A 20,011-nucleotide genomic window follows, 5' to 3' on the forward strand; every position below is an offset into this window, starting at 1 on the left:
ATAGTATACAGATGGATTATCTCAAATTTGTACAAGCTTTTCAAAATCAACAAGTTGCTACTTCTGAGCCTAATGAAATTATTTTTAATACTTATAATATTGGAGAATTAGTTTTAACTTCAGGGAGATTAGTAGCTTGCGATCCTTTAGTTAATCCAGATAGTGAACCATTTAAAGTAACTTTAAACCCAGGTCGTTATCCAGTGATTTTAAGTGTTGCTCATTTTCAAAGGAACAATGATCGAAGAGTTGTTTATGCCATGCTCTGTCTTAGCCAACAAACTCCTGTAAGGTGGGAAATGGCTACGACTTGCAATGAAGATGAAAACTTAAGTTTGCTTGCTGAAGGAGAGATTTTTGGATACGGTGTTGACTCTGGAACAGGTTGCTTTATGGATGCTGATGCTGCTGAAATTATTAATGAATCAATGTATTCTGCTTATTCTACAAAAACAAGAGCAGAAGATTTAACTTACCAAATTGAATGCGAGTTACAAAAAAACTATAGCGATACATGGGATTGGGCAAATGTTTGTGTAGATAACTCAACTCACGCCAATGTAATTGCATTTCATTCTGGTTGGGGGGATGGTATTTATCCTACTTATTTTGGGTATGATGCTACAAATAACATCGTGAACGTTATCACTGATTTTAATCTGTAAAATGTTTCGATATTGCAAGCGATCGCACCATGCGTTACCGCAAAAAATCGCCCCCTGAATTCAGGAGGCGCATCACCGTTATTTAATTATTAACTAGCAACGTATTCTTTGACGTTGGCGCGACGGCGGCGCAGATGGGCTAAGGCTTGATGTTCGAGTTGACGAACACGTTCGCGGCTGAGATTCAATCTTTCACCAACTTTTGCCAAGGATAGTTCGTTACCATCTTCTAAGCCAAAGCGCAGGGCTACAACTTCCCGTTGTTGGGGAGTGAGTTCAGCCAGCAAGGTGTTGAGGTCTTGGCGCAAGAATTCTTGGGTGGTGTAATATTCTGGGGATGGCCCATCATCTTCCAACATTTCTTGCAGTTCGGTGTCTTGGTTATCACCGACACGAACATCTAAAGAAACTGGTTGACGTGCCATATTCAGATATTCTCGAATTTGAGCAGGTTCTAATTCCAGTTCTTTGGCGATTTCGGCGGGTGTAGGAGAACGCCCTAATGTTTGGGCTAGTTCGCGCTGCACTTTTTTGATTTTATTGAGTTTTTCGGTAATGTGAATTGGTAAGCGAATGGTGCGCCCTTGTTGAGCGATCGCACGAGTAATTGCTTGGCGAATCCACCAGTAAGCGTAGGTTGAGAATTTATATCCCCGCATCGGGTCAAATTTCTCTACTCCTCGCTCTAATCCGAGTGTTCCTTCTTGGATTAAATCGAGAAATTCCATGTTGCGTTTCTGGTATTTTTTGGCGATCGCGACAACTAAGCGCAGGTTCGCCTCAATCATTTTTTGCTTCGCTCGTTTACCTTGAGCTACCGTTTGTTTGACATCGGTTTCTGATTGTTTAACATGGTTCGCCCATTCTGGTAAACTCGGTTCGCGGTGCAATTTCTTCGCCAAAGCTTCTTTCGCTTCAACAAGTGTCATCATTTGTTGCACCTGCTTCCCAAAGACAATTTCTTGCTCACGGGTTAGCAGTGGTACACGACCAATTTCCCGCAGATAGGTTCGCACCATATCAGCCGTGAATTTGGTGTTCAGGTTTTCAGTTTGGGTGTTAACAGTAGGCATTGGTGCGTTGTCCTCTACTCCGTAAACACAATGAATCTTTAATAACTAACAACAATTAGGAAAAGCTATCTATAAAAACACCGAACTCAGGTGCTTCCTGGGGATTGCGTATTTAAAAATTTATTCCCCCTACTCCTCGATTTGTTGCTCCTTCGTTCTGGCTTCAACAGTTCATGACGGCTATATAAGAATAATCAGTTCATATACATGAGATTCCAGAAGACGAGTCTCTTGGATAGGTTCCCCCTACCCTTACGTAATTTTTAAGTCTTGCAAAAGCACACTAGGTTGTTTTCAAGAATTCTTCTTTATCTTCAGTTGGTATCGGCAACTGACAAATCCGAAGTCGGTATGAGTTTACTTGCTTTTATCTTAGGATAAATCAAGTGGATAGTAAAGTAGTCTAGAGAAAGAGAAAATTATACTCCAAAAGTGTATATTTACAAACAGAAATTAAACTTCCTTAGAGTGCTTACTATATCTATAGTGACGGCAAAACCCCCTCTTATGTTGCCTATCGGTAGGGAGAAAACCGAACTCTCTGGGCATATTTTTGGAGGGAAGTTACGAATAGAAGTATGAAGTGTGAAGTATCAAGTATGAAATTTGACAATTTAATCCCACTAAGAAAAGCGCAAATCTTTAATATGGCTGGATTATAGAGTGTAATAAATAACAAAGACGTAATCATACTAAAAAATCAACGTCTTTTTCGCTACATCCAAAACTGCTGTATCCCAAGACTGCGACTTAGTTGGTTTTTCAACTTTTTTCCATAATCTTCATTTCATACCTCATACTTTTTAAAATCCCAAGTCGGCTTTAGCTAGTTCCGCTGCGGCGAATACTTCTGCGTCTGGCTTTTCTTCCCAAGCTGGATCACCGATTTCGGTGTAGAAAGTAGCATCGTAAGGACGAGTACGCACAACTACTGGCATAGGAACGGCATGACCTAAAATCAAGGCTTGTTGTTTAGAGTCTAATTTGGACAATACCGATCGCAGTCCACCTGCACCAGATACACCCGTAAAAATTGCATCGATGTCTTTTTCGTCGTTGAGTAAGGCTGTGATCCGAGTACCAATCTGGGACATAACTTCATTATCTATTCCCGACGGTCGTTGATCAACTACTAGTAACGTTACGAAATACTTCCGCAGTTCTCGTGCGATTGTACCAAAGATCGTACTTTGGACAATGGCTGGATCAAGAAAACGATGCGCCTCTTCAATGGTAATCATTAAGGGGGTAGGGCGATCGCAAGGGTTTTTGCTTTGCAAGAACTTATCAGCTTTGCGGACATAATGCTCATGAATCCGTCTGGTGATCATATTTGTCACCAACATATAAGAGAGCATATTTGACTGGGAACCAAATTCTACCACTACATTCTTACCAGCTTCCAGAGATTGTAAGATTTTATTAATGTAGTTTTGGGGGCAAACTGCTCGCATATACTTCAAACCATCTAGGCGCAAGAGTTTCCGCTGTAAGGCCATAATCGAGCCTTTGTGTCCCCGCTTCTCTTCGCAGAACATTTCGATTTCTTCGTTCGTCATGTTCAGCAGTTGGACAATCCAAGCTTTGTTGAATTCGCTATAGAGAATGTTGGCGTTATCTAATGCGGCTTCCGACAATCCTAAATCGCGGCTACATAATTTAATATCTTCAACTTCTATTTGTTCGTAACTCAGATATAGTTCTTGAGAATCGCGCACACCTCGACGCTTGGTTGATTCGGGGTCGAGGGTGTAGACTTCAACTTTACCAGGAAATAACTGCTTTAAGCCTTTAACAGTATTAACATTTTTTCCTTCAGCTACGGCTTCCCAACCATATTCTGAGTGCATATCAAAAATCAAATTGACTGCGGCATTTTTGCGAATGACACCAGCTAAAAGCAAGCGGGTGAGAAAGGATTTACCTGTACCAGATTTGCCAAAAACACCGTTGCTGCGTTCTACAAACCGATTTAAATCGATGCACACCGGGACATCCATATCTAATGGTTTACCAATGGCAAAATTATTTCTATGTATATCATCTTCCCAGCCAAAGACGCGGCGAAAGTCTTCTTCACTCGCGTCGAAAACCTGACTAAAGTGACTGGGAATAGTTTTGACTGGTAATAATTCCATCGTGGTACTTGTTTGGGGCTGCAATGATGCCAAACTCGTATTTGATGGGACAAATGGATTTATAGATTTACCGTTAGTAGGAGAAAAAGATTCATTAGATTCAGGGGTAAACATCAACATCGGTGCTAAGGCGATGGTTCCGTAAGTACCACTTCCGGCTAAAACATCTCGTAAAAAAGTGTCTTCCCAACTTGGCGGATTAGCAATAATCCTGGCGTTAGCAGTTCCCAAGGATACGTCTGTCAGCATACAGAAAAAGCGCGATCGCATCCCTTGGACAACTAAAAACTTACCCACCCGCATATCTTCGACAGAGATATCCGGGTGTAATCTTACTTCTAGTCCGCCAGTTAGTGAGCCTTGGATTACCGAACCTAATGGGTTTACCAATTTGTCATTTGTCATTTGTTAATAGGCAGAAGGCAGGAGGCAGGAGGCAGAAGGCAAGGGATATAGAATTTCAGATTTCAGACTTCAGGCTTCATACTTCACACTAATCAATCTGAATCGCCGTTGGTGCTGTACCAGATGGTGATGCGCCAATTAATGGTTTGCGAAATTGAGCATAGAGGCGATCGCGCCATTCAAAGAATAATTGATAATCGGGATTATGGGCGATGCTTGGCACGCCTTGTCCTCTGAGGCTGGTGGGTAAATCTAAATAAGCGCCTTCAGGGAACTTTAATAATATTGATAACCCAGCCACGGCTAAGTCGGCTAAGGTGGGTTCATCGCCTGTGAGATAGGGACTATCTGTCAATAATAAGGTTAATGCTTCTAGGTCTTGCTTTAAATCGGCGATCGCTGATTTAATCACATCTGGGCTATATCCTACACCCAAACCTACAACTGTCAAAATATCGCTGGGAAATCCTGCGACTAAACTACGAAAAATGTCTGGTGTTGATGTGGGTAATAAGGATTTGCGAAAATTTTGATCTTGACTAATAGCGGCAAAAAGCGCTTTTCTGCCTTTAATTCCAATCGATTCATCAGCCCATTCTTCGATTAATAAGGTTAATGCTTTTTGCTTGGGATTTTGCGGTATTAGTGGGCGCTCTGGATATTTTAAGTCTAAATACTTAGCTATTTCTGTAGAATCTACAATGTAGCGATTACCATCTTTTAATACTGGCACTTGTTTTTGACCAGTGAGACGAAATATTTCTATTTGTCCTATACCAGGAGTAACTTCAATTTTGCGGTACTCTAAACCTTTGTAATCTAGAATTAGCCGAACTTTTTCTGAGTATTGAGAGAGTTCCCATTGGTATAATTCTAGCATATTGCATTCCTGGATACTGAGTTGAGAAAATAACTCTCTAATTTTATCTTTACTTCCTGAAAATTTGCCAAGTTAAAATAAAATCTCTCAGACAAATATTGCTCTAACTAGTGATTTTGCATGAATTTGATATTGAGCAAATTTCTAATTACTCCGAGAAGTTTTTTGCAACTCTAGACTAAAAAATACATAAGAATGCAGGAGTCAGAAGCCAGAATCCAGAATGGCTGGTAAATAAAAATATTCAGAAAAAATAATTGATATTCTCCGTAAGGGATAATGATGTAATGCTAAATATTTGCTTTTGCCAGATGAACCCTGAACAATTGACTTACTATTATGGTTAAGAACAATTTGGCAGTGAGTTTTCGTCACTGCATCAATTAGCATTGCCAGATTCAGGTCTACTTCTTGTATTTAAAGTTGTTTTATGCTAAATTTGTCCAGGTAATTTTTATACTTTTATTTTCAGGAATTCTGCTATTAATACATTGATTGAATAATTGTTTAACCGTAAGAAAAACGGAAATTTATATTAAATATCTTACCTTTCAGATTAGATTTTTTGTGTAGCAAAGTGATATAAGTCTTTATGTAAACTGTGTTAAATCAAAACAAACAAAATTTATGAAGGGGAATTACAGCAAGTTATTGACTAATTTAGCAAGTATGGCGGGAGTATTAGGGGTGAGTCTCCTTGTTACTTTACCATCACAAGCTAAAGAAGTGCTTAATCCTAGTCCTAGCATTTTTAGCGAAGCTCCTTACAAGCGGAGTCAACGGGTTCAGTCCAATGCCGGTTATACACCTGTTGAGCCAGCGATCGCCACAGATAAAAACAACGCGCGTAACGCAAATGTAGTAGCTCAAAAAAAACCAAACAGAGGGCTAAATCCTCGCCCTAGCATTTTTAATGAGCCTCCCTATAACCGAGGTAGTCAGTCTGCACCTAGCGAAACTGCACCGACTCCCATAACTCCACCACCAGCACCAGAGGAACCGCCAGCTAAACCGCCAACTAGCGGGACAAGCAATCAAAACAAAACTGTTGTAGCATTAGCTGAATCGAACAGTTCCTTTAAAACTCTCACCGCAGCTTTAAAAGCCGCCGGATTAATTGAAACCTTACAAGGTGCAGGGCCTTTCACAATTTTTGCCCCGACGGATGCAGCCTTTGCCAAACTTCCCCCAGAAGCTTTAAACGACTTGTTGAAGCCAGAAAATAAAGAAGTTCTGGTGAAGATATTGACTTATCATGTCGTACCGGGCAAAGTGTTGTCCTCGGATTTGACATCTGGTCAAGTAACCAGCTTGCAAGGAGATCCTATTTCTGTAAAAGTTGACAGCAATGGGGTAGTAGTGAATGATGGTAAAGTCACTCAGGCAGATATTCAAGGCAGTAACGGTGTAATTCATGCGATCGACAATGTGATTTTGCCGCCTAGCTTGTAGTTTATTTCTCCAAGACTTACGCACAAAGGTAGTCTGTTAAGACAGACTGAGTATAAGGGTGTAGTGGTGTAAAGCTACACCTTTCCACCTAATACATTGTTTTCCGTCCAATCTTGGGCGATCGCTGTTAACTTAGCTAAAAATTTTACTAAGTTAACAGTTTTTGTCGTTGTCTGTTGTGAGTTAATGGCAAATTCGCTTGTGTAGATTTGTTGGGTTTGCTTGTCTAGTTCTTGCAAACGCCGGAAAATTGCTTTTGAGCCGAGTCAGAATGACGGTTAACTTCATAAGTCGGTTTAGAACCAACCCATCTTTTTTCAGAAATATTCGCTATTTCAAATTCAAATTGTTCTAGAGGTAAGAAAACTGTTTCTAGCTCTGGTTCTAAACTTAATTGTGATTCTACTGGTGGGTTGAAGTTGAATGATGGAGATAATACAACAGAGAATGGTAATTCTTGAGTTGTAGTCAGTGTTTGCAATGCTTCAGTTGCGGATGGATGGCACGAAGTGTAGCGATCGCATATCATTGTTTCGATAATATCAGCGAAGGAATCACTGACTTTTACATAGTCGCGCCAGATATTTTTGATATTAGGGAATGCTTGATAAGAATTAAAGCAGACTCAATAATTATTGATTGACCAATTTTAGGCACAGTACTGCAACATAAATTTCTCAGTAATTGTGTATAAATGTTCATTTAAATGAGATAGTGTTTGTTCGGCGATCGCTTTTGGTAAGCCTTGATAATATGCTTGGGCAATACCACCTGTAATACAAGCAATGGTATCACTGTCTCCACCTACAGAAATTGCATTGCGAATTGCATCTTCGTAATCTGTAGATTCTAAAAAGGCGATAATTGCTGGGGGGACGGAACCTTGACAAGAAACATCAAATTTGTAAGTTGGTCTAATTTCGTCGAGGGTAATTTCTAAATCGTAGCCAAAATTAGTTTGAATATAAGCTTTGATTGTAGGTTTATCATAGCCTGTGCGAGACAGAAATATGGCTGCTGCTGTGGCTTGAGCGCCTTTGATACCTTCAGGATGATTGTGGGTAACTTCGGCACAGCTTTTAGCTGCTTGCAGTACAGTATCTAAGTCATTCAAGGCAAATGCAATGGGACTGACGCGCATAGCCGAACCATTACCCCAACTATTGTATGGCTCACTGCTACTAGAGTTTGCCCAAGTTCTAAAAGTACTGCCATAACCAGCGTAGGGATAGCGGCGGAAATAAGATTTAAATTGCTCGATGTATTGATTGCTATCTAGTAAGTTACCACCATCCAGAATTAGTTCTGCCACTGCCACCGTTAGCACAGTATCGTCGGTGAAACGACATTGCCTGTCGAATAAAGGAAAATCCTTGGTTTTGATATTGTTAACTTCATATACCGAACCAATGATGTCACCTGCGATCGCTCCTAGCATATTAATATTCTGGAATATGATTTACTTGCGTTTTTCCAGCCTTACGACAGCATTGTAATCTGGGACTCCTTCTAGCGATCGCTTACTTTTATCAAGCAATACATTCCCCTCTGGCTAATGAACCTGTAATTGAGAACTTTTTTGGGTTGGTAATTGTGATATATCTTGCGGTAGGTGTGGCTCACAAGCTGGCATGGTGTTCATCTCTCATAACCGCAACCGGACATTGCAGAGATGAATATAGGACTTACGTATAAAAACGAAAAATCAAGGGTTTTGTATGGGTGTATGTATCTAAAAGCCTTTCATCCCCACACCCAGTCTCCACAGACAATCGGGGAACCTGTCACACAATTTTGGATTTTAGATTTATTACCCGAATAAATTCGGTGGAACCTGTTACCTTTTTAAACTTTGAATCTTCAATCCAAAATTTAAAATTTAAAATCTAGTCGGGGTTTATGATTCATATCTAACACCAAGTTTGCAAAACACGACCTTGTAATTCTTTGCCAAACCAAGGTGTATTACTAGAAAGTGTATGTAGATTTTTCCTGGCGACTTTCCAAATTTGGGTGGGATCAAATAAAGTTAACTCAGCTGGTTGATGAGGAGTCACTGTACTTAATTTCTGTCCCAAACATTTCGCCGGATTAGCACTTAATGCTTGCCATAATTCTAATGCAGTAAATTCCCCAGTTGCGACCAGATTTTGCCATAGTAAAGGCAAGGCTAACTCAAACCCAATTGCCCCAGTTGGTGCTTCCGCAAAAGCTTGGACTTTTTCTTCATAAGTATAAGCTGCATGGTCGATCGCGATCGCATCAATTACCCCAGTGCGGACACCTGCACGCAAAGCCTTGACATCGCTAGGATTACCTAAAGGCGGGTCTAAATGCAAACTGGTATCATAACTTTGAATAGCTGCGGTATCTAATAACAAGTGCATCCAAGTAGTACTGGCGGTGATGGGTAAACCAGCAGCCTTAGCCTCGGCGATTAATTCCACACTCCGCGCTGTAGAAACACGCATAATATGAACTTGTTGATTACCAGTAGCAGCAACTAATTCTAACAAAGAAGCGATCGCCGTTGTTTCGGCACTAGCGGGGACTGGTGGTAAACCAAAACGCAGTGCATTTGCCCCTTCCCTCATGACACCATTGGATGTAAGCTGGCGATCGCAAGGCCAAAAAGCCACAGGTTTATTCAACGGCTGCACATATTCCAGCACTCGCCGCACCAAACCCAAATTATCCAACGGATGACTATCAGTAAAACCAACAACTCCCGCAGCTGCCAAATCAGCCAATTCCGTCATCTGCTTTCCCGCCACATCTAAGGTAATTGCACCCCAGATATTCAGTATGGGAGAAGCGCTTCTTTGCTTTTGTAACTGTGCTACAAGCGCCGGATGATCAATAGATGGAGATGTATCAGGTAAAATCCCAATTCTCGTAAAGCCACCAGCCGCAGCAGCTTGCAACAGAGATGAAAAAGTTTCCCGTTCTTCAAACCCTGGTTCGCCAGAGTGACTATATAAATCGACCAACCCATTTCCTAGAACTAATCCCTGACAATTTCTCACTTGAGTATCAGCACTAGTATCAGAAATTTGTGCCGCTACAGCTTGAATCTGACCATCAGCAATTAAGACATCGGCTATTTGGTCAGTGCCAGAAACCGGGTCAATTACTCGGACTTGTTGTAAAAGTTCAGTCATAAAAATCATAAGTTAGGAGTGACGAGCCAGGGAGTTAAGAGTTATGAGTTACACATAATTAGTTCCTTACTTCTTACTCTTCACTCCTCCCTGTTTTATAATGCTCCAGCTGCTGTTTGATCGAGAACACCACCACCCAAATGAGCCGTGATATTCATTGCTTGTAAAACGGGAAAACCATCCAGTCCGTTGGGGTAGTCAATCACGCTCACTGCGCCATTACCTTGGCGGAAATTCCAGAAGTTTTCGGCTGTTAAGCCCAGAATATGACAAAGCAAGGTTTTATTAGTAGCATCGTGAGCCACTACTAATCCAGTTTTGAGTTTATTATCTAATGCCGTTTGCACAATAGATTGCCACGCAGCAACGCTACGTTCCCAAACTTGTTGTAAATTTTCTCCCTCTGGCATTTGTACCTCAGCGGGTATTGTTCGCCAACGGTGCAATTCCCCAGGAAATTCTTGTTCAATTTCTGCTTCTAACTTCCCTTCCCAAAGTCCATGACTAATTTCTCTTAAACCATCTTGCAAATCTAACTGAATATTGGGATGTTGACGCAATATAATTTCGGCCGTTTCTTGAGGACGTAGCATTGAACTACTCACAGCAAAGTCAATGGCGACATCTTTGAGAAATTCCCAGGCTTTTTGGGCTTGATTTCTCCCATTGTCATTCAAAGGAACATCAATTTGTCCTTGAAATCTGGTTTGACGGTTCCACTCTGTTTCGCCGTGACGCACCAACAACAACCGCACTCCCTGATGACTGGGACGCAAGGATGGTAAACTTTCTCCTGTATGTTGCGTCTGATTCATCGATTCTAGTTGGACTGGTTCATCCAATCCCCCAGCAAAATTCAGTACAGTGACAGCACAGTTAGATTGCTGGATAGCATGGTAACGGCTGGGAGGAATACCCAGTGCTGTGCTAATTAAGGCGCGGTTAATCCCGTTATGCCCAACTATGAGAATAGTTTTACCTTGATGTTGCGGCAAAATTTCTTGCCAAAATTGCCTTGCTTGTGCGTACAAAGCCAGAACCGGAAAATGTTCTCTAGTTCCCTCAGCACCGTCAACTAGCATAACCAATTCATCAGGGCGTTCGTGCCAAATCCGATAGTCTTCAGCAAACTTCTGTTCCACATCAGCCGTGAGTATTCTCTCCCACAAAGGTAAATCAATTTCCAATAACTTATCAGAAGTCTGAACAGTAGTAGACTCTGGATTATTGACTAACTCACTGTGAATAATCTCGGCTGTGAGTTTGGCTCGTTGCAGAGGACTGCAATAAATTGCATTGAACGAAATATTACTGAGGGCTTTGCCTACTTTACTGGCATCTTGACGACCTTTTTCTGTTAACGTTGACGCATCCGTGCGTCCTTGAATACGCCGTTCAGCGTTGTAGCTACTTTGACCGTGACGCACAATGATGACTCGTGTCATCGGCTTTGCCCTCCTCTATCTAAAGGATTAATTTTACTCTAAAGTGTTTGCAGAATAATCTAACGCCCTGTGCAACTTTTAACTCTTTTGGGGGCTGGCTCAACTTTAGGCACTTTGGTCGCCAAATCAATTTCCCAAGCGCTAGGGGTAGCAATTACAAACCCCAACAAAATTATTCGGGCGTTGGATGTGTTTGTTGTTGTAGCAAATATTAATGGGGTTATGGGAACGGGTACATAATCACTAAAAATTCCAGAAATGACTCTAAAACCAGTGATTTTCCATTTTATTGCCTCAGTCATTTAGAATTTAAACGCATATTGGGCATACTAAGGGAAAATTTAGGCAATCTTTTGCGCTACTCATCTTTGATTTGGATGAGATGCTTAGAAGAAAGTCATTACTTGCAGGACTTAGCAAGATGGCGTTTTTCCACTTTGTACAGCAACAATCTTCTCAGGCTTTTCCGTTGAGTATTCTTAACAGCATTACAGATCCCATCTTTGTAAAAGATCGGCAACACATTTGGGTGTTCGTCAATGATGCTTTCTGTCAGCTAATCGGCCATGAACGGACAGCACTAATTGGGAAGTCTGACTATGATTTATTTTATAAAACAGAAGCAGATGTTTTTTGGAACAGAGATGAACTGGTGTTCACCACAGGCTTAACTGATGAAAATGAGGAATTAGTGACAGATTGTCGAGGTGAAACACACATCATATCTACGAAGAAAAGCCTATTATTGGACGAGGTTGGTAATTCATTTCTAGTTGGTTCAATTCGGCTGATTGGTTCTAAAGATAAGATTGAGACTACTTTGCTGCTTCAGACCATAAATAAATTAGAACAAGAAATTAATGAACGCCAAGAAACAGAGAAGCGCTTTCGCAGACATAGTAATTCTCTACAGCAGCTTGTGCAAAGTGAAAAACTACAACATGATGATTTTCAAATTGCCATTCAATATATCACGGAAGTGGCTAGTTTAGGTCTTGATGTGGCGCGGGTTAGTGTTTGGTTATACACAGATAAACGATTGGGCATTCAATGTGTTGACCTATATGAACAAAAGCAAAATTGTCACAGTCATGGTTTAGAATTATTTATCTGCGATTTTCCTAAGTATTTTCAAGCTCTGAAGGAAGAACAAATAATTGCTGTTGCTGATGTGTATACTGATCCTCGCACTTCAGAATTTTCGGCAAATTATACAACCCCATTGGGCATTGGTGCGATGCTTGATGCGAGAATTTGGTCTAGAGGGGAAGTAATTGGTGTAGTTTGTTGTGAACATTTGGGAACTCAGCGTCAGTGGACACTAGAAGAAGAAAGTTTTATTGGCTCGATTACTGACTTTGTGCGACTGGTAATTGAATCACGCGATCGCAAAAACGCCGAAGCAGCACTGAGACAACAAACTCAACAATTAGAAGCAACACTGAAAGAATTACAACGCACTCAAACCCAAATGATCCAAAGTGAAAAAATGTCTTCTTTGGGACAGTTAGTAGCAGGAGTGGCTCATGAAATCAATAATCCTGTTAACTTTATTTATGGCAATATTACTCCGGCAAATAATTATATTCATGACATCCTTAATCTAATTAATCTCTATCAAGAACACTATCCTTATCCTGTTGATGTAATTCGAGAAGAAATTACGGATATAGACTTAGAATTTTTAATGACAGATTTACCGAAGTTATTATCTTCTATGAAAATAGGAGCCGATCGCATCAGGCAAATTGTTCTGTCTCTACGAAATTTTTCTCGCCTTGATGAAGCTGAATATAAAGCAGTTGATATTCATGAAGGAATTGATAGTACTTTATTAATTTTAGAAAATCGTCTCAAAGCCAAACCTGATTATCCAGGTATTAAAATTATTAAAGAATATGGACAATTACCTCTTGTTGAGTGTTATGCAGGTCAACTCAATCAAGTATTCATGAATATTTTAACTAACGCTATTGATACCTTAGAAGAACGAGACGAACAACGGACTACCCAGGAAATTCAAGCATCTCCCAGCAGGATTCGGATTAGTACAGAAATAATTAATTCAAATCAAATTGCGATTAAAATTGCTGATAATGGTCTAGGTATCCTAGAAGATATTAAAAAACGTATTTTTGATCCCTTCTTTACCACAAAACCAATTGGTAAAGGTACCGGAATGGGAATGTCCATTAGTTATCAAATTGTGACCGAAAATCATCACGGAACTATTGACTGTATCTCATCTCCAGGTGATGGTACAGAATTTGAGATTGTGATTCCTTTAAAACAGCAGCGGTTTGTGAATCAAACTCCACTAGAAAGTTCATTGTGACTCAGACTAAACCTGATCGCAGTGCAACTACAGCTGCTTGAACGCGATCATCAACTGCTAGTTTGTTCATAATCCCGCGTACATGGGTTTTGACGGTGTTGGGACTCAGATAAAGTCTTTCGGCGATTTCTGGGTTACTCAAACCGTCTACCATCAGTTTTAAAACTTCTAACTCTCTTGTGGATAAGTTAGCGGTGTTTCCCGGCGTTGTGGGAGGTTTGAGGTTGTCAATTACCCGCCTCGCGATTTGCGGATCTAAATAAGTCGCACCATCAACAGCAGCTGCGATCGCCTTTAACAGTCTTTCTACACTCGCACCTTTGATACAATAAGCATCAGCACCACTTGATAATGCGGCAATCACTTCAGTCTCGGTGGTGTGAGATGTCAACATGACGACATGGGTTTCTGGTAATGCGGCTTTAATTTGCTGTGTGGCTGCGATTCCATCTAGACGAGGTAAACCAATATCCATCACTACCAAATCTGGCTTTAATTTTAAGGCTGCTTGTACCCCTAAATAACCATCTTCTGCTTGACCGACAATTTCTAAATGAGGTTGCGCCATCAATGACTGTTCTAGTCCCAGTTGCATCATTGGGTCATCTTCCACAATCAACACCCGTAACACAGGTGTATCAGTCGGTAGATTTAAAGGATGGCTAGAATTGGTAGACATTTTTTCATATAGTCAAGAACCAAGAGTCAAGTGTCAAAAGTCCAATAACTTTTGACTTTTGACTTTTCTCTATTCTTCCACGCGATAGCCAAACTCTGCCAAACTTAAGCGAGATTGTCGCCATTTTGGCTGGACTTTGACGAAAAGTTCCAGGTATACTTTGCCAGAGATGAGTTTTTGGATTTGTTCGCGGGCTGTACTGCCAATGGCTTTGAGCATTGAGCCGCCTTTACCAATTAAAATACCTTTTTGGGAATCACGCTCGACGTGAATGGTAGCCAGGACACGAGTAATAGTTGCTGTTTCTTCTACTTTATCAATAGCGATCGCCACAGAATGCGGCACTTCTTCACGGGTTAATAACAAAATTTGTTCCCGAATTAACTCGCCCATAATAAAACGTTCTGGTTGGTCTGTTACCAAGTCAGGGGGATAGTATAAGGGGCCAGTTTCTAAATTATCAATGAGTAATTGTTGCAGTTCGGGTAATCCTATACTAGTCTTGGCGGAAAATTTGACTGTCGGCCATTGATTAGCTTCACCTAGCTGCTGGTAGCTTTCATCGATAAACTGGGAATTCTCTGGTTGTTGGTCGGTTTTATTTAGTCCCACAATTACGGGTGTGTGGCTGTTAGTGAGTAACTCCGCAATATAGCGATCGCCAGCACCACAAGCTGCTGTACTATCAACTACAAACAGCACCACATCTACTGATTCAATGGCCAGTTTGGCATTCCGTACCAATACTTCCCCCAATTGATGATGGGGTTTATGAATTCCCGGTGTATCGACGAAAATTATCTGTGCTTCTGTCGTTGTTAAAATTCCGCGCAAACGGTTACGTGTCGTTTGGGCTACTGGTGATGTAATAGCAATTTTTTGACCTACTAATTGATTCATCAAAGTAGATTTACCGACATTTGGACGACCAATAATGCCGATAAACCCCGATTTGTATTCAGGAGGAGCTTGAGGAATTAATACTTCTCCTGAAAAAGAGAAGACGTGATTATCAATACTAGTCACCTTTTACTCCACCTTCAGATTTTATAGATGAGATAAGTTAGTTCTGGGTTCAAACGCACAACAAACATATATTCACCCTGGAATTTTCGGGGTTTGTCATTGTTTCAGTTTAATCTACTACTAGAGATATTTGGCTACAAATATCTCTAAGATAGATGCTAAGAGCTAACAAACATCATGTTATCTCTCTTCCATACAGTTGTGTTACATTAAAGCGGCAATTGTAATTTTTCTAACAATTTTCTTTTATTCTTAGTTTAAAACTAAATTCTTACTCTGCTGAAGATTAAAAATTTAGATGATATTTTTTGATCCTTACCAAGAAGACATAAATTGCCAATCTTCAGAATCTCCAGCAACAGATTCTGAAGAACTTTCTATTTGATCTAAATTTTCTGCTTGCATAAACTTGTCATACTCTCCAGAATCAACCCACTTCAACAATTCACAAGCTCGCATCACAGACCAAGGAAAGCGGTATTCCATAAAACTTAAAATCTTCGTGAATTGATCCAAGTTATCAAGGCTGATAGTTGAAAATTCTCGCGCCTGAGTTTGAAAATCAGCAATGGTATCTGCATTTACATATTCGGATGGTAAACCTGCCAATTTCATTAGTGCGGTGATGGCAACACTAATATCTTGACACGCTAATAAACCCACGCGATCGCCAGTGAATTTTGACATCATCATCCAATTAGCTAAAGCTACTTCTATTCCACTAGCTGCCAAGCCTCCCAAACCAAAAGTTGTACTGTTAATGATATTTTTCAACAGTGGCATAACATTTGCCATTTGCTGATAAGCAATATATTGACCTTTAATGCGGGCAATTTCACACCCAAACGCAAACAATAATTCGTCGTGTGAATACCATTCCATCGCTTCTAAATTCGCACTGACCATTGACTTTTCCACACCAACAGCATTAGTTTGAATATGTCCTGTACCACGAAATAAGTAAAGTTCTGGCTTTGGTGTTAGATCAAGAATTTGGCAACTTTCTGTAAACGCATCATCTAATTTCGGGAAATTTTGCGATGTTACGCGAAATTCACCGCCAATAATTTGCATTCTGAGTAAACGGTCAATGCCATACTCATTCACCTTTTTTAACAATAACGGCAACCCTGGCATTTTATTTAAATTAGCTAATGCTTTTTGATCAAAGGGATGCTGAAGTTTGACTGTGTTGAGACCAAGAAATACTCTTCTTTCCATTATTTGCAATGCTTAATTCGTAATTAACAAAATTTATCCTTTTTGGATAAATTGCTTTAAAATCTCTCCTGGCTTTCTATCCCAGGTATCAATATGTTCATATATCAAATTATCTGAGTTGAATTTGTAAGTTGAATAACCATTAAAAAATATCTTAGCTTGCCAAGGTACACGTAACACACCACGCACTGTCCATTTAGCTAAAATAGTGTTTTCTGCTGATTGATAAACTTCATGTAAATCAAAAGCAATTTGGCTAAAAAATAATTGGGCGTGAAATCGCAATGTCCAAAAAATGATGCGATAGTTGAATTTATATTTAAACTTATTTACCGGGTCTTGAAAATAAATATCCTGTGTATATATGTTGTATGAAATATCTTTTTCAAAGAGTGTCGGTAAATCTTGTTTGAGAATTTCAATTACCTGTTTTATCTGTAAAATATCTGCCATACTCCCTGTCCTCTAAAGAAGATTTTTCCAGAATCTCTTGATTCTCTGCCAAAAAGACAGAGAATTACTCTTGCTGGTTTGCTGTAAATCAGCCAAAGTCGGAAACGCCGCAGGTTTAGCATACAGTCCATTTTGCAAAACTTGAGCAAGAGCATTGTTATTTTCTCGCAAACCTTCGTAAAAAAAGCAGACTTCGCCAGAAATTCCTAGTCGGCGGTTGTAGGCGATCGCCTGCACAAGATATTCTGGGCTGATGGAGTAACTACCAAGCTTGATCAAAATTCCCGGTGCTAATTTGGGCAGAGTTGCATCAGTAAACTGACACCTTGCCAGTTGGTTGGCGATCGCTTTATAACTATGAAAGTCACGGCGATATATCTGCGGGTGAATGATATCCACAATACCCAGCTTCAACCATGTAGCCGAGTCTTGCAGATATTCTCGCAATCCCCAATCATCAATATTGGGTGCCATCGACACTAACAACCGAGAATTAATTCTTTTGACTTCACCATATAAACGTGCTAAAAAATCGGTCAAAATATCAGCACGCCACTGTAACCATTGTCTATCTTGATAGTTTTTGGGTGGAAGATGGCCAAATTGCTGTTGATAACGGGCAGTAGTTAAGGGATCATACCCTCCTTCTGATGGTAAAGCCGGAAAGCGATCGTCTCCTTGAATCCCATCCACATCATAGTTTTTCACCACTTCCAAAACCAAGTTCAACATAAAATCTTGCACCTGGGGATGAAAAGCATTCATCCACTCAAAGCCATTTTTCTGTAACAAATTCCCCTGACAATCACGCGCCGCCCATTCTGGTTTTTGCTGTAATAGCATTCCGCCATTCAAGTTATAAGAACTTGCAAAGCCATATTCAAACCAAGGGATAACTTTTAACCCTACTCGTCGCGCCTCAGCTATTACTTCCGCTAAAGGGTCACGACCAACAGACATTGGGTCAATCTCCACCCCGAAAGTTTGCTTCATAGTTTGACTAGGGTACATAGTCACGGCTTTATTCCAAACCACAGGGAACACCACATTAAATCCTGTCTCCGCCAACAAGTCCATTGCTTGTGCAATACGTTGCTTTGACCGAAAAACTTTGCTATCTGTAGTTGTCAGCCAGACACCGCGAATCTCAATTGGTTTCATAGCTTTTAGGGGAGTATGAAGGATGAAATGTCCACTTCATACTTCATATAAAAATTCTCTGACATTACTACTACCTCAAAAACTGCCCTTTAATAGATGTTTGCTCTAGGCAGGTGGTACATAATTCTACAAAAGTTAGGCTACTTCTAGATTAAATACAACAGATGTCGGAAATAAAAAATTCTTGGGAACACAAGTATATAACGACTAACGGTGTCAAGCTACACTATGTCACCCAAGGAACAGGCCCTTTAATGCTGATGTTACATGGGTTTCCTGAATTTTGGTATTCTTGGCGGCATCAAATACCAGAATTTGCTGAAAATTTTCAAGTGGTTGCGCTGGATTTGCGTGGTTATAACGATAGTGAAAAACCACAAGAGCAATCAGCTTATATTATGGATGAATTTATCAAAGACGTTGAGGGAGTAATTAAAGGTTTAGGTCACGAAAAATGCGTTTTATTGGGGCATGATTGGGGAGGTGCGATCGCTTGGTGTTTTGCTTATGCCCACCCAGAAATGTTAGAGAAACTAATCATACTTAACTTACCGCATCCAGCTAAATTTGCTCAAGGATTATCAACTCCTCAACAGTTAATGCGTAGCTGGTATATGTTCTTATTTCAACTGCCAGTTATTCCCGAATTCTTGTTACAAGCTTTTGACTATCAACCAATTGCCCAGGCTATTCAAGGCACAGCTGTTAATAAAAATGCGTTCACTGCATCTGACCTAGAAGCTTATAAAAAAGCTGCGGCTAAATCTGGTGCTTTAACTGCAATGCTTAACTACTACCGCAACATATTTTCCCACTTTTTACCCAACAAAAATTGGGGAATTTTAGATGTACCTACACTGTTGATTTGGGGCGAAAATGATACAGCCCTTGGCAAAGAACTTACTTATGGCACAGATGTCTATGTTAGCAACTTGCAAATTCAGTATATTCCTAATTGTGGGCATTGGGTACAGCAAGAAGAACCTCAGTTAGTTAATCAATATATAAGTGAATTTACTGTAACCTAGTCTACTTTTGACGCAATTACTTAGTATTGATTAGTCAGAAAAAAATTCTGGTTAAGAACTAATGACAAATAAAAATAAATACTTGAATTTCTTAAAAAGATTTAACAAGATGAAAATAGGCCATTCTCTGGAGAGTTTTTCCCTACAAACAGCCCAAAACCAGCCTCAATACTCTTTTTGTGCTGTCTACAAAACTATTAAATATCACCTGCATTTTGTGAGTTAAATCAACATCGTCTATAAATTTAGTGAGATAATAGAATCGTGAGGAAAAGAACGGATGTTACTTCAACAAAAAGGGGAAAGATTTATGAAACTTAAGCTATTTGCAGCTGTAGCCTTAGCAGCAACTCCCCTCATTTTTGCAAGCTCTGTGAAAGCAGGTAATTCGCAAGATTTACAAAGACTTATATCTACTGGGGAATGTCAGCGGTGTAATCTAGTCGGAGTTGACCTCAGTGGCGCTCATTTAATTGGCGCAGATTTGCGTGGTGCTAACCTTTCTCAAGCTAATCTTGCAGGCGCTAACCTAGAAGGAGCAGATTTCACCAACGCTAATCTCAAAGGCGCTAACCTAGCTGCAACTTTTGTTACCAACGTTAATTTCAAAAAAGCCAATCTTAACGGTGTTAATTTTAGCCGCGCTCAGATTATCGACTCAAACGTATATGGTGCATCAATGGATAATCTGAATATTACTGATGCAGAGATTTTCAACACTGGTATTGGTGTTGGTGGTGAAGAAGGCGCACAAATGCCAGATTGGGACTAGTTCCGCAAGGCGGAAGTCAAAATAAACACTCTTGTTTGAGTTTTGAGGCTCTTTATCAGGGTGTAGGGGTAGACACACATCTTGCAGCAAGCGCCAACGAATAGAATTCGTGGCTAT

The 20,011-nt window shown here is 40.2% G+C and carries 19 protein-coding genes; 6 read left to right on the forward strand and 13 right to left on the reverse strand.

What is annotated here, in order from left to right:
* The first annotated feature begins 11 nt into the window (after positions 1–11).
* Positions 12–665 carry a DUF4241 domain-containing protein gene (locus tag NOS7107_RS03175; RefSeq protein WP_015111543.1) on the forward strand — a complete coding sequence of 218 codons (654 nt, stop codon included), beginning with the start codon at positions 12–14 and terminating at the stop codon, positions 663–665.
* A gap of 89 nt (positions 666–754) precedes the next feature.
* Here the strand turns inward: NOS7107_RS03175 and NOS7107_RS03180 are convergent, their stop codons facing one another.
* The 3 genes from NOS7107_RS03180 to NOS7107_RS03190 all read right to left on the reverse strand — a co-directional run bounded on the left by NOS7107_RS03180 (position 755) and on the right by NOS7107_RS03190 (position 5,161).
* Positions 755–1,738: an RNA polymerase sigma factor, RpoD/SigA family gene (locus NOS7107_RS03180; protein ID WP_015111544.1), complete on the reverse strand. Its 984-nt coding sequence runs from the start codon at positions 1,736–1,738 to the stop codon at positions 755–757.
* Between the two features lie 803 nt (positions 1,739–2,541).
* Positions 2,542–4,281 carry an ATP-binding protein gene (locus NOS7107_RS03185; protein ID WP_015111545.1) on the reverse strand — a complete coding sequence of 580 codons (1,740 nt, stop codon included), beginning with the start codon at positions 4,279–4,281 and terminating at the stop codon, positions 2,542–2,544.
* Between the two features lie 88 nt (positions 4,282–4,369).
* Positions 4,370–5,161: a glutathione S-transferase family protein gene (locus NOS7107_RS03190; protein WP_015111546.1), complete on the reverse strand. Its 792-nt coding sequence runs from the start codon at positions 5,159–5,161 to the stop codon at positions 4,370–4,372.
* A gap of 627 nt (positions 5,162–5,788) precedes the next feature.
* Here NOS7107_RS03190 and NOS7107_RS03195 point away from each other — a divergent pair.
* A complete protein-coding gene (locus NOS7107_RS03195; RefSeq protein WP_015111548.1) occupies positions 5,789–6,613 on the forward strand; it encodes a fasciclin domain-containing protein in 825 nt (274 codons plus the stop codon).
* Positions 6,614–6,687: 74 nt separating this feature from the next.
* On the opposite strand, the gene NOS7107_RS28405 is transcribed toward NOS7107_RS03195, so the two are convergent.
* The 5 genes from NOS7107_RS28405 to NOS7107_RS03215 form a co-directional block, all read right to left on the reverse strand.
* Complete coding sequence (locus NOS7107_RS28405; RefSeq protein WP_157373936.1) at positions 6,688–6,852, reverse strand: hypothetical protein; 165 nt, start codon at positions 6,850–6,852, stop codon at positions 6,688–6,690.
* Positions 6,840–7,094, reverse strand: a complete 255-nt coding sequence (locus NOS7107_RS03200; protein WP_157373939.1) for a hypothetical protein — start codon at positions 7,092–7,094, stop codon at positions 6,840–6,842. Before NOS7107_RS03200 ends, NOS7107_RS28405 begins: the two co-directional genes overlap by 13 nt.
* Before the next feature lie 168 nt (positions 7,095–7,262).
* Complete coding sequence (locus tag NOS7107_RS03205; RefSeq protein WP_015111550.1) at positions 7,263–8,051, reverse strand: ADP-ribosylglycohydrolase family protein; 789 nt, start codon at positions 8,049–8,051, stop codon at positions 7,263–7,265.
* Between the two features lie 472 nt (positions 8,052–8,523).
* Positions 8,524–9,774 carry a dihydroorotase gene (locus NOS7107_RS03210; RefSeq protein ID WP_044500478.1) on the reverse strand — a complete coding sequence of 417 codons (1,251 nt, stop codon included), beginning with the start codon at positions 9,772–9,774 and terminating at the stop codon, positions 8,524–8,526.
* Between the two features lie 95 nt (positions 9,775–9,869).
* Positions 9,870–11,219: a histidine phosphatase family protein gene (locus tag NOS7107_RS03215; protein WP_015111552.1), complete on the reverse strand. Its 1,350-nt coding sequence runs from the start codon at positions 11,217–11,219 to the stop codon at positions 9,870–9,872.
* A gap of 69 nt (positions 11,220–11,288) precedes the next feature.
* On the opposite strand from NOS7107_RS03215, the gene NOS7107_RS27560 reads away from it, so the two are divergent.
* Together NOS7107_RS27560 and NOS7107_RS27295 are read left to right on the forward strand one after the other, a co-directional pair.
* A complete protein-coding gene (locus NOS7107_RS27560) occupies positions 11,289–11,459 on the forward strand; it encodes a DUF3611 family protein (RefSeq protein WP_083889659.1) in 171 nt (56 codons plus the stop codon).
* A gap of 181 nt (positions 11,460–11,640) precedes the next feature.
* On the forward strand, positions 11,641–13,554 hold the full coding sequence (locus tag NOS7107_RS27295; protein ID WP_015111553.1) for an ATP-binding protein: 1,914 nt from the start codon (positions 11,641–11,643) through the stop codon (positions 13,552–13,554).
* 1 nt (position 13,555) lies between these two features.
* Here NOS7107_RS27295 and NOS7107_RS03230 read toward each other — a convergent pair whose 3' ends face one another.
* The 5 genes from NOS7107_RS03230 to NOS7107_RS03250 all read right to left on the reverse strand — a co-directional run bounded on the left by NOS7107_RS03230 (position 13,556) and on the right by NOS7107_RS03250 (position 18,094).
* Positions 13,556–14,233: a response regulator transcription factor gene (locus NOS7107_RS03230; protein ID WP_015111554.1), complete on the reverse strand. Its 678-nt coding sequence runs from the start codon at positions 14,231–14,233 to the stop codon at positions 13,556–13,558.
* A gap of 69 nt (positions 14,234–14,302) precedes the next feature.
* A complete protein-coding gene (gene era, locus NOS7107_RS03235; RefSeq protein WP_015111555.1) occupies positions 14,303–15,259 on the reverse strand; it encodes a GTPase Era in 957 nt (318 codons plus the stop codon).
* A gap of 315 nt (positions 15,260–15,574) precedes the next feature.
* Positions 15,575–16,480, reverse strand: a complete 906-nt coding sequence (locus NOS7107_RS03240) for a M48 family metallopeptidase (RefSeq protein WP_015111556.1) — start codon at positions 16,478–16,480, stop codon at positions 15,575–15,577.
* A 33-nt stretch (positions 16,481–16,513) separates the two neighbouring features.
* A complete protein-coding gene (locus tag NOS7107_RS03245; RefSeq protein ID WP_015111557.1) occupies positions 16,514–16,933 on the reverse strand; it encodes a DUF2358 domain-containing protein in 420 nt (139 codons plus the stop codon).
* A gap of 12 nt (positions 16,934–16,945) precedes the next feature.
* A complete protein-coding gene (locus tag NOS7107_RS03250; protein WP_015111558.1) occupies positions 16,946–18,094 on the reverse strand; it encodes a glycoside hydrolase family 10 protein in 1,149 nt (382 codons plus the stop codon).
* 164 nt (positions 18,095–18,258) lie between these two features.
* Between NOS7107_RS03250 and NOS7107_RS03255 the strand changes: the two genes are divergently transcribed.
* Both NOS7107_RS03255 and NOS7107_RS03260 read left to right on the forward strand, forming a co-directional pair.
* On the forward strand, positions 18,259–19,122 hold the full coding sequence (locus tag NOS7107_RS03255; RefSeq protein WP_015111559.1) for an alpha/beta fold hydrolase: 864 nt from the start codon (positions 18,259–18,261) through the stop codon (positions 19,120–19,122).
* A 310-nt stretch (positions 19,123–19,432) separates the two neighbouring features.
* Positions 19,433–19,894: a pentapeptide repeat-containing protein gene (locus tag NOS7107_RS03260; protein WP_044500482.1), complete on the forward strand. Its 462-nt coding sequence runs from the start codon at positions 19,433–19,435 to the stop codon at positions 19,892–19,894.
* Positions 19,895–20,011: the final 117 nt, after the last annotated feature.

This window comes from Nostoc sp. PCC 7107 (genome assembly GCF_000316625.1).
Lineage (GTDB): Bacteria > Cyanobacteriota > Cyanobacteriia > Cyanobacteriales > Nostocaceae > Nostoc_B.